We start from the raw sequence: 9595 nt of genomic DNA on the forward strand, positions 1-9595 counted from the left end.
AGGAGATTGATATTATGAAAAAATTAAGTGGTATTCACCATATTACAGCAATCACAAGCGATGCATACAAAATTTACCGATTTTTCAACGACATCTTAGGTCTAAGGTTGGTAAAAAAGACCGTTAACCAAGATGACGTTAACACCTACCATTTGTTCTTTTCGGATGCGATTGGTCAAGCCGGAACAGATATGACATTTTTTGATTTCAACGGCATACAGAAAGCGACGAGAGGAACTGATGAGCTTTCGATTTCTGGTTTTAGAGTCAAAGACGATCAGTCTCTTGAGTATTATCAGAAACGGTTTGATTATTATGACGTTAAACACGGCCCAATCGAAACTCTTTTTGGACGTAAAATGATGTTTTTTGAGGATTTTGATGGACAACGTTACGCGTTGTTTTCAGATCAAACAACAACTGAATCATTTAATGGCGTTCCTTTCGATAAAAGTTCAGTTCCAAATGAGTATCAAATTGTTGGGTTAGGACCTGTTTTTATTACCGTGTCTCGCTTTGACTATTTTAAGCAAGTATTAACTGAGGGTTTATTTTTGACTCACGTTGGTAGTGAATCTAATATGCACTTATTTGAAATGGGTGAAGGTGGCAACGGTGCTTCATTGATTATTATCGAAGATTCGAGTAAAATAAGAGGTATGCAAGGCTATGGGGCAATTCATCACATTGCATTTCGAGTAAAAGACCAAACGGAATTAAACGAGTGGATTGACTACATGAACCAAATCGGTGCAGGTAATTCTGGATTTGTTGATCGATTTTACTTTCAATCGCTTTATACAAGGTTATATCCAAATGTCTTATTTGAGTTCGCCACTGACGGGCCGGGATTTGTTGATGAACAAGAATCTTTAGAGTTACTAGGGACAACGCTAGCGTTACCGCCAAAGTTTGTCAATCGAAGACAAGAGATTGAAAAGAAGGTTCGCCCGCTTGACACGTCAGATGTAATTCTAACAAAAGAAAAGGAGTATTTCTAAGATGGAAAAAAACAAGAATGTCACCATATTATTTCGTGCAACTGGCAGTCTACAACAATTAGTTAAAAAAGATGTGGCAAAACATGATTTAAATATTAGTGAGTTTTCGACGTTAGAAGTTCTCTATGCCAAAGGTGCTTTATCCGTTCAAGACATTTGTGATCTGGTTTTGATCGCAAACAGTTCAATGTCTTATGTCCTTGATAAGCTTGAAAAAAGACAATTGATTTCAAGAGTTAAAAATGAGTCAGACAAACGATATTTCACCGTCTCACTAACTGAAGAAGGACAAGTGTTTATGAAGAAAGTGATGAAAGAACATTTGAAAAACATTCAACCTGTTTTTGACGTGCTAAGTAAAGAAGAACAAGAAGAGTTAAAGCGTATGTTAAAGCTTGTAGGTAAAAAGGCTGAAGAGCTAACTAAATAAAAAAAACAGCTTAGATGTCAAAATCTAGGCTGTTTTGCTTTTTAAGTACTTTTTTAAAGAAATGGCTGTTTGCATCCCATCATTGGATGCTTTTGTGATTTGTAAAACACCGCCAATGGCATCGCCACAAGCGAATAAACCCTCCACGTTGGTTTGATAGTCTTGATCGACAATCAAATTACCATTTTCGACAACTGCACCAATCCGTGTGGCAAAATCTGCGGCACTTGGTGTACCTAAGGCGACAAATATACCTTGTACGTCATAATGAGTATCAGCAGTCAAAATGTGCGTGACACCGAATTCATCACCTTTGATTTCTGTGATGATGTCTTTGACAACGGGGTAATTAACGTCAACCGTTAACTCATGGCCGTTTGTAAAAATTGTGATGTCGTTGGTTAGGTATTCCATATCTTTTAATTCGTGAAACATATAGTCATTATAACCAACAAGAGCTAACTTCTTTTGTCTAAAGAAGAAGCCATCGCAAGTGACACAGAAGCTAATGCCTTTACCTTTGAATTGGTTAAAGCCTTTAATTTTAAGTGTCTGTCTTGCTTTTCCGGTAGCTAAAATAACGGTTTTGCTTTCAAATGTATGTTTGCTTGTTATGACAGAGAAATCAGTTAATTTATCAATCGCAATCACTTCCTCAGAAATGACTTCGATACCTAAATCCTTGGCTTGCTTTATGCCTAAGTCAAGTAGTTGTGACCCTGTGACACCGCCTGGAAAACCATAATAGTTATCAATTAGTGTGTCATGAGCCATTGCCCCACCTGGTTTAGAGATAACTAAAACATTCTTATTTGAACGTTTTAGATAAATCGCAGCAGTGATCCCAGCGGGACCACTACCGATGACGATTGTATCGTACATATTAAACGCCAAGTAATCTTCTTAATTCGTCTTTTTGACGAACACCTACAGTATTACCAGCTAGTTTTCCGTTTTTGAAAACTAAAATGGTTGGAATACTCATGATTCTAAACTCATTTGCAAGTTCTGGTTGTTCATCAACATTTACTTTTCCAACGACAGCTAATCCATCGACTTCAGATGCTAATTGCTCAACAATTGGTCCTAACATTTGACATGGACGGCACCATGCTGCCCAAAAATCGACTAACACAGGTTTGTCACTTTGTAAAACGATCTCTTTAAAATTTTCTTTTGTAATGGTTTTTGCCATAAAAAGGCACCTCCTATAAATAATTTCCTTATTCATTATAAACGTTAACGCAGTATAAATCTAGTAATTTGCAACAAATATTATGTTATAATAGATAAGGTATATAGAAGGTGAAGAAATGGCAAAAATATCCGTTGAAAATTTAAAATTTTCTTATAATAGTAAAGATGAGGCAATTAAAGAGTTGTCTTTTTCAATTGAAGAAGGCAAATGGGTGTGTGTGGTTGGCCATAATGGTTCAGGAAAATCCACACTAGCAAAACTATTAATTGGACTTTTAAAAGCCGATGAAGGTAAAATAGTCATTGATGGGCTTGAAATGAACGCAGAAAATGTTCACGACATAAGAAAAAAAGTTGGGATTGTGTTTCAAAATCCAGACAATCAGTTTGTTGGAGTAACCGTAAAGCATGACATTGCTTTTGGTCTTGAAAACCAATGCGTAAAACAAGAGAAAATGGTTGAACTGGTAGAAGAGTTCTCAAAAGTTGTTGGGATGAATGAATACCTAAATAAAGAACCACATCAACTCTCTGGTGGACAAAAACAACGCGTCGCAATCGCAGGTGCACTTGCGATGAATCAAGACATCATGATTTTTGATGAAGCAACATCAATGCTAGATCCTGAAGGGACCAAAGAGATTACGAACTTCATTGTTCGGTTGAACAAAGAGTTAAAAAAGACAATCATTGCGATCACACACGACCTAGAGTTTGCTAGACGAGCCGATCACATCATCGTCCTAAATAAAGGCTCTGTTGTTCTTGAGGGAACACCCGATGATGTTTTTAAGCATCAAGATATTTTAGAACAAACCGATTTAGATATTCCTTTTGGTCTTAAGGTTTATCAACAAATCATTAAAGATGAAGTGTTAAAGAATAAAAAGGAATTGGTCGATAAAGCATGGGCATACAGTTTAAAGAAGTAAGTTACTTTTATCGAGGGATTAAAAATGAATCCTTCGAGGCAATTAACCAAATTAATTTGGTGATTGAAGACCATGAATTTTTAGCAATCTGTGGACAAACAGGTAGTGGTAAAACCACGCTTGTTCAACACATGAACGCATTACTACAACCTTCAAAGGGAGAAGTTCAAATTTATGAACACACAATCCCGGTGAAAAAAAGAACCGACAAAATAGGGCCGATACGTAAACGTGTGGGACTTGTTTTTCAATTTCCAGAATACCAATTATTTGAAGAGACCATATTAAAAGATATCATGTTTGGTCCGAAAAATTTTGGATTATCAGATCAAGAGGCAGAACAAAGAGCTAGAGAAGCGGCTTTATTATGCAAAATTCCTGAAGAGCTATTGTCTAAGTCACCATTTCGAATCAGCGGGGGTCAAATGCGAAGAGTCGCCATTGCAGGTATACTTGCAATGAAACCCGATATGCTTGTTTTAGATGAACCAACCAGAGGGCTAGACCCTAAAGGTTCAAAAGAAATGATGGCATTATTTAATGAACTGCACGACAAACACGGCATCACCATTGTTTTAATATCACATGACATGGATATTGTCTCAAGATATGCAAAACGAATCATTGTGATGGACAAAGCTAAAATAGCATTTGATGGGACAAAAGAAACGTTATTTCTCGATCCTAATTTTGAATCTTACCATTTGGCAAGACCTCAAGCGTATGAAATGATGACCTATTTATCCGAAAGCTTGAACATCCCGTTTAAGCAAGTCTTTACAGAAGAAGAACTCCTTGAGTATTTAAAGGAGGTCAATCATGAATAACATTACAATTGGTCAATACGTCCCAGGGGATTCCTGGATTTATAAAATGGATCCAAGGATCAAAATTATCGCCTTGGTCTTAGCTTTAGTAGTGACATTTACAATCTCAAGTTTTAATCACATGGCCGTTTTACTAGTTCTGACGCTCATGATGATTTTAACGACGGGGATTCCGTTCTTAAAAATGATCAAAGGAATGAAGGCGCTGTTGTTTTTATTAACCTTTACCTTTGTGATTCAAGTGTTTTATGTGCAGTCTGGCAACCTACTGTTTGAAACCGATATGCATTTATCTTTTTCATCGATAGGGGCTTTAGTTGTTTTAATTGTGCTATATAACATTGCGAAAAAACGAACAAAATTCAAATCAACGCTATTTCTAGCATTTGTTTTTATGGTGTTTTTCTTACAAGCCGTTTTACCTTATGGAAAGATATTTTCTTACGAATTTAACTTATACGAAGGTGGTTTATACAAGACTGGGTTCTTGCTTTTCCGTATTTTGATCGTTGTAATGCTCTCGTCCTTGTTGACATTTACGACGATGCCAACGGATTTAAACAACGGCCTTGAATCTGTATTAAAACCGTTTAAAGTGGTTCGATTTCCAGTGGCAGAACTTTCAATGATGTTATCAATTACTTTAAGGTTTATTCCGACGTTACTAGATGAAACAACAAAAATCATGAAGGCACAAGCCAGCCGTGGGGTTGAGTTTAGTGAATCTAAGTTAAAAGACAAGATCTCACAAATCATCAGTTTGTTAATTCCAATATTTGTTATATCATTTAAACGCGCAGAAGATCTAGCCAACGCAATGGAAGCTCGTGGCTACGTCATTGGTGCGAAACGCACAAAAATCGATCAAATGAAATTAGGTCTTGTGGATCTTGTTTCTGTGTCGATATTAGTACTTCTTTTAACCTTTAATATTCTTGTAAATACAGGCGTTATTCATGCGTTATAAGCTAATTGTTTCTTATGATGGTTCTAATTATCATGGGTTTCAAAAACAAAACAATGGGCTTGGGGTTGAAGAAGTAATAGAAACGGCATTATTTCAAATAACAAAGGAAGAAACAAACATTGTTGGATCTGGTAGAACCGATAGAGGTGTCCATGCGTATGGGCAAGTCTGTCATTTTGATTCAAGCGTTAATTTGCAAGAATCCAATTGGACAAAAGCACTGAATACGTTTTTACCAAGCGATATTAGAGTGATAAGCGTAACTGAGGTTTCTGATGATTTTCATGCCAGATTTCACGCAAAGAAGAAAAAGTATTCATACGTAATTACGAGAAAATACGATTTATTTAAACGAAACCATCAAACCTATATTCACTACCCACTAGATGTGAGATTAATGAAAGAGGCCTTGATGGATTTTGTTGGCAAACATGATTTTTATGGTTTTTCTACTTATGTCATTAATAAACCAACAATTAAAGAGATTTTTGAGGCAACATTAACAGAAGATGGCGACAAAATTGTCATTTCTTTTGTTGCTGATGGCTTTTTAAAATACATGGTTAGAAGCATGGTTGGTACCCTAATTGATATTGGCAGAGGAAAACTAAGTAAAGACATCGTTAAAGAAGTATTAGAAAGTAAAGATCGAAGTAAAGCTGGTAAAACAGCAAAACCCGAAGGTTTATACCTAGAATATGTCTTATATGACGAATAGCATTAGAGGAGGAAAATCATGTTTATTACATTTGAAGGCGGCGAGGGGTCAGGGAAGACCACGTTAATCGCAGCTTTAAGAAGTTATTTAGAAGAAATGAATTTATCGGTAGTGACAACTAGAGAACCAGGTGGCTCAAGAATTGCTGAGAAAATTAGAAAAGTCATTTTAGATATTGAAAATACGGATATGACACCTAGAACTGAGGCGCTTCTTTATGCGGCCTCTCGAGTCCAACATCTAGATGAAGTCGTTATACCGGCATTAAACGCTAATCAAGTTGTTTTATGTGACAGGTATTTAGATTCCTCTTTGGCTTATCAAGGCTACGCAAGAGGTTTAGGTTTTGAATCTGTATTAAAAATTAACACTTACGCTCTTGATTACTTACCTAACTTAACATTTTATATTGATTTAGATCCTAACATCGGATTAGAACGCATCAAAAATCGCTCTCAAAATCGACTCGATAAAGAGCAGTTGGCGTTTCATTTGAAGGTTAGAGAAGGTTATTTAAAACTAGCAGAGCTATATAAAGATCGCATTAGTGTGATTAACGGGAATCAACCGATAGAAGACATAATCAAGGAAGTTCTAGCGAAAATTAAGGAAGTGATTTAATGACCAAAATAGAGCGACAAGCCAAAATCATCCACATGTTTGAAAATGCAATTAAGAAAAACAGGTTATCACACCTGTATCTTTTTGCAGGTCCAAAAGGCAGTGGAAAAAAAGATTTGGCTTATGAAATCGCTGCACGGTTATTAAATGATCACTATCACGCGGACATGAAAACTCAATTGATGACCAATGGCCATATTAATTTGATGTTTATCGAACCTAGTGGACAGAATATCAAAAAAGAACAAATCGCTCAGCTTCAAACTGAGTTTTCAAAAACATCATTAACCGATGGGAGTCGTATTTATATGATTGATGAAGTTGATAAATTATCCACCTCCGCTGCCAATGGTTTACTAAAGTTTTTAGAAGAACCACTCTCAAAAAAGACCATTGGATTTTTACTAACGGATAATCCTGATCAAGTGATTAATACGATTATTAGTCGCAGTCAAGTGATCTATTTGAAGCCTAGAAGTGAAAAAGAGCTAACGGAGATACTGTTAGAAGAGGGTTATGACCCGTTTATTTCTTCTTTTCTACCTTACTTAAACAAAGATATGGTGGTGGCTAAGAAAATGGCCGAAGATCCCAACGCATTAGCAATGTTATCGTTAATAAAGGTGTTTCATGAGACACTGCTAAAAGATGAACCGCTTTGGTTTATGGCTGATGAACGGTTTGATTTAATTAGGTATGATCGAACACTCATGATGCAGTTTTCAAATCTATTAATGATATACTACCTTGATTTTATCAAGGCCTATAATGGTGATTTATTTTCATTTGAGTTTTTAAAAAATGACTACGATAATATCATCAAAACAACAACTTACGAAAAAATATCTGAAAATTTGAAACAAATCCAAACATTTTTGCATCGTTTAAACTATAATATAAGTATCGATATGGCATTTAGCCAATTGATTTTAGATTTACAATAATAAGAAGGTGGTGACTCTATGCTTGTAGCACAAGTCCAATTTAAACCCGCCGGCAAAAAATACTATTTCGATCCGAAATCGTTTGACATCGGAAATGGCTCGTTAGTGGTTGTTGAAACCGTACGAGGCATCGAATTAGGAAAAGTCGTTGGTAAGTTATTAGAAGTAAGTGAGGAACAACTTCACTCAGAACTCAAACCAGTCATTCGTGTCGCTAGTGAAAAGGACATTAAAGATAGTGAATATAATCGTAGTTTAGAAGATAATGTGGTTAAAGTAACCAAGCAATTGGCAAAGAAAAATCAGTTAGAGATGAAAGTACTTGCTGCTGAATATACCTTAGACCGCGATCGTTTGGTTGTCTATTTTGAAGCCGAAGGCAGAGTTGACTTTAGACAATTAGTTAAAGACATAACCGAAGTATTTAAAACGCGCATCGAGCTAAGACAAGTTGGCTCTAGAGATGGTGCGAAATTCATTGGAGGCATCGGCCCTTGCGGATTAATCACCTGCTGTACAACCTTTATTGGTGAGTTTGATAACGTATCGATTAAGATGGCGAAAAATCAAAACTTATCTCTAAACCCTCAAAAGATTAGTGGGAACTGTGGCAAACTATTGTGCTGCATTAAATTTGAAAATGACGTATACGAAGAGTTGCGAATCAATATGCCTGACGTTGGCGATAGAATTATGACAAAAGATGGTAAAGCAACCGTGCTTGGAATTAATATTTTAAGACAAAGTATGCGCGTGGTTTATGAAGATGGTTCCTATGAACAATTGTTACTAAAAACGTATTTAGATTTTAAAAATGCGAGTTAAAAACGAATTACTTGGTTATCCAAGAATTGAAATATATCAAGACACAGAGCTATTTTCCTTTAATACCGATTCGATCCTTCTTGCGAGTTTTGTCCGCATCAATAATCGAGTAAAGAAAATCGTAGATCTTGGATCAGGTAATGGCTCAATACCGCTTTATCTTTCACTTCGTACCAAACGACCAATTACGGCGGTTGAAGTGCAAGAAAATGTGTTTGAATTATTACAAACAAACATCGCACACAACCATCTAGAAGATCAAATCACACCGGTCTGCCATAACGTAAAAGGCATTTCTAAAGTCATTGGTTTTCAAGCGTTTGATGTGGTGATATCTAACCCACCATTTTTTAAAATTCATGAACAGTCAAAAAAGAATGAGCATGAATCAGTCACAATTGCACGTCATGAGGTGTTAATTACCCTTGATGAGTGGATCTGTGAAGCATCAAAATTGTTGAATCAAGGTGGTGTGTTCTATTTAGTGCATAGACCAGATCGACTAACTGAAATCATCAATAGCCTGACCAAACATAACTTAGAGCCCAAACGAATCCGATTTGTTCAACCAAGACGGGATAAAAAACCAAACCACGTGTTGATTGAAGCCATTAAATTTGGGATGCCTGGTGGGCTTGATGTGATGAAGCCACTGATTTTATTTAATAAAGAAAAGTGGACAAAAGAGGTTTTAGAAATTTATAATTTAGGGAGTGAGACGTATGCTACTAAGCCAACTAAACCGTAAAGAGAAACTGAAATTTTTAGACATTGCGATTCAAATGGTTGCGGTCGATGGGGAACCGACGATCTTTGAACAACGAATTCTGAATATGATGCTAGCCGAAGTAGGCGATGATATCATCAACGAATACACGTTTAGCTTATCAAGTGATCTTGACGTAACCATTGATTTTTTCGTCAATAGTCCTAAAACCGTTCGACACATTGTGCTATTAAATTTATTGAAATTATCGATGTTTGACGATTTATACAATACATCTGAGCATTTCTTCTTAGATAACTTGCGTCGTCAGTTTAAAATAACGAACGCGAAGAGAAAAGAACTGATGCAATTAATTTTTGACGAACGTGATTGGCACGAAAAAGCCAAACGCACGGTCCTTGAATAG

The 9595-nt window shown here is 36.2% G+C and carries 13 protein-coding genes; 11 read left to right on the plus strand and 2 right to left on the minus strand.

What is annotated here, in order from left to right:
- Positions 1-14 precede the first annotated feature (14 nt).
- On the plus strand, positions 15-1001 hold the full coding sequence (locus BN853_RS01365; protein WP_030004146.1) for a VOC family protein: 987 nt from the start codon (positions 15-17) through the stop codon (positions 999-1001).
- A 1-nt stretch (position 1002) separates the two neighbouring features.
- Positions 1003-1431 carry a MarR family winged helix-turn-helix transcriptional regulator gene (locus tag BN853_RS01370; protein ID WP_030004147.1) on the plus strand — a complete coding sequence of 143 codons (429 nt, stop codon included), beginning with the start codon at positions 1003-1005 and terminating at the stop codon, positions 1429-1431.
- 24 nt (positions 1432-1455) lie between these two features.
- Here BN853_RS01370 and BN853_RS01375 read toward each other — a convergent pair whose 3' ends face one another.
- Positions 1456-2313 (minus strand): NAD(P)/FAD-dependent oxidoreductase, encoded by an 858-nt coding sequence (locus tag BN853_RS01375; RefSeq protein WP_030004148.1) that lies wholly within the window; start codon positions 2311-2313, stop codon positions 1456-1458.
- Position 2314: 1 nt separating this feature from the next.
- On the minus strand, positions 2315-2626 hold the full coding sequence (gene trxA / locus BN853_RS01380) for a thioredoxin (RefSeq protein ID WP_030004149.1): 312 nt from the start codon (positions 2624-2626) through the stop codon (positions 2315-2317).
- A gap of 118 nt (positions 2627-2744) precedes the next feature.
- Here trxA and BN853_RS01385 point away from each other — a divergent pair, with 118 nt between their 5' ends.
- From BN853_RS01385 to BN853_RS01425, 9 genes are read left to right on the plus strand one after another with little or no spacing between them, the layout of a single operon-like run.
- Positions 2745-3560, plus strand: a complete 816-nt coding sequence (locus BN853_RS01385) for an energy-coupling factor transporter ATPase (protein WP_030004150.1) — start codon at positions 2745-2747, stop codon at positions 3558-3560.
- Positions 3536-4387, plus strand: a complete 852-nt coding sequence (locus tag BN853_RS01390) for an energy-coupling factor transporter ATPase (RefSeq protein ID WP_030004151.1) — start codon at positions 3536-3538, stop codon at positions 4385-4387. The genes BN853_RS01385 and BN853_RS01390 overlap by 25 nt, the downstream gene beginning before the upstream one ends.
- A complete protein-coding gene (locus BN853_RS01395; protein ID WP_030004152.1) occupies positions 4380-5354 on the plus strand; it encodes an energy-coupling factor transporter transmembrane component T family protein in 975 nt (324 codons plus the stop codon). The genes BN853_RS01390 and BN853_RS01395 overlap by 8 nt, the downstream gene beginning before the upstream one ends.
- Positions 5344-6072 carry a tRNA pseudouridine(38-40) synthase TruA gene (truA, locus tag BN853_RS01400; protein WP_030004153.1) on the plus strand — a complete coding sequence of 243 codons (729 nt, stop codon included), beginning with the start codon at positions 5344-5346 and terminating at the stop codon, positions 6070-6072. The genes BN853_RS01395 and truA overlap by 11 nt, the downstream gene beginning before the upstream one ends.
- A gap of 18 nt (positions 6073-6090) precedes the next feature.
- Positions 6091-6693 (plus strand): dTMP kinase, encoded by a 603-nt coding sequence (gene tmk, locus BN853_RS01405; RefSeq protein WP_030004154.1) that lies wholly within the window; start codon positions 6091-6093, stop codon positions 6691-6693.
- On the plus strand, positions 6693-7637 hold the full coding sequence (locus BN853_RS01410; RefSeq protein ID WP_030004155.1) for an AAA family ATPase: 945 nt from the start codon (positions 6693-6695) through the stop codon (positions 7635-7637). Before tmk ends, BN853_RS01410 begins: the two co-directional genes overlap by 1 nt.
- Before the next feature lie 18 nt (positions 7638-7655).
- Complete coding sequence (locus BN853_RS01415; RefSeq protein WP_030004156.1) at positions 7656-8462, plus strand: PSP1 domain-containing protein; 807 nt, start codon at positions 7656-7658, stop codon at positions 8460-8462.
- Complete coding sequence (locus BN853_RS01420) at positions 8452-9210, plus strand: tRNA1(Val) (adenine(37)-N6)-methyltransferase (RefSeq protein WP_030004157.1); 759 nt, start codon at positions 8452-8454, stop codon at positions 9208-9210. Before BN853_RS01415 ends, BN853_RS01420 begins: the two co-directional genes overlap by 11 nt.
- A complete protein-coding gene (locus tag BN853_RS01425; RefSeq protein ID WP_052591115.1) occupies positions 9185-9595 on the plus strand; it encodes a hypothetical protein in 411 nt (136 codons plus the stop codon). The genes BN853_RS01420 and BN853_RS01425 overlap by 26 nt, the downstream gene beginning before the upstream one ends.

The organism is Paracholeplasma brassicae (genome assembly GCF_000967915.1).
Lineage (GTDB): Bacteria > Bacillota_I > Bacilli_A > Acholeplasmatales > UBA5453 > Paracholeplasma > Paracholeplasma brassicae.

What these genes read in the sequence shown, in the direction of transcription:
- BN853_RS01390 (WP_030004151.1), top strand. Translation starts at nt 3,536, where the DNA reads ATGGGCATACAGTTTAAAGAAGTAAGTTACTTTTATCGAGGGATTAAA.
- BN853_RS01415 (WP_030004156.1), top strand. Translation starts at nt 7,656, where the DNA reads ATGCTTGTAGCACAAGTCCAATTTAAACCCGCCGGCAAAAAATACTAT.
- tmk (WP_030004154.1), top strand. Translation starts at nt 6,091, where the DNA reads ATGTTTATTACATTTGAAGGCGGCGAGGGGTCAGGGAAGACCACGTTA.
- truA (WP_030004153.1), top strand. Translation starts at nt 5,344, where the DNA reads ATGCGTTATAAGCTAATTGTTTCTTATGATGGTTCTAATTATCATGGG.
- BN853_RS01420 (WP_030004157.1), top strand. Translation starts at nt 8,452, where the DNA reads ATGCGAGTTAAAAACGAATTACTTGGTTATCCAAGAATTGAAATATAT.
- trxA (WP_030004149.1), bottom strand. Translation starts at nt 2,626, where the DNA reads ATGGCAAAAACCATTACAAAAGAAAATTTTAAAGAGATCGTTTTACAA.
- BN853_RS01385 (WP_030004150.1), top strand. Translation starts at nt 2,745, where the DNA reads ATGGCAAAAATATCCGTTGAAAATTTAAAATTTTCTTATAATAGTAAA.
- BN853_RS01410 (WP_030004155.1), top strand. Translation starts at nt 6,693, where the DNA reads ATGACCAAAATAGAGCGACAAGCCAAAATCATCCACATGTTTGAAAAT.
- BN853_RS01425 (WP_052591115.1), top strand. Translation starts at nt 9,185, where the DNA reads ATGCTACTAAGCCAACTAAACCGTAAAGAGAAACTGAAATTTTTAGAC.
- BN853_RS01365 (WP_030004146.1), top strand. Translation starts at nt 15, where the DNA reads ATGAAAAAATTAAGTGGTATTCACCATATTACAGCAATCACAAGCGAT.
- BN853_RS01375 (WP_030004148.1), bottom strand. Translation starts at nt 2,313, where the DNA reads ATGTACGATACAATCGTCATCGGTAGTGGTCCCGCTGGGATCACTGCT.
- BN853_RS01395 (WP_030004152.1), top strand. Translation starts at nt 4,380, where the DNA reads ATGAATAACATTACAATTGGTCAATACGTCCCAGGGGATTCCTGGATT.
- BN853_RS01370 (WP_030004147.1), top strand. Translation starts at nt 1,003, where the DNA reads ATGGAAAAAAACAAGAATGTCACCATATTATTTCGTGCAACTGGCAGT.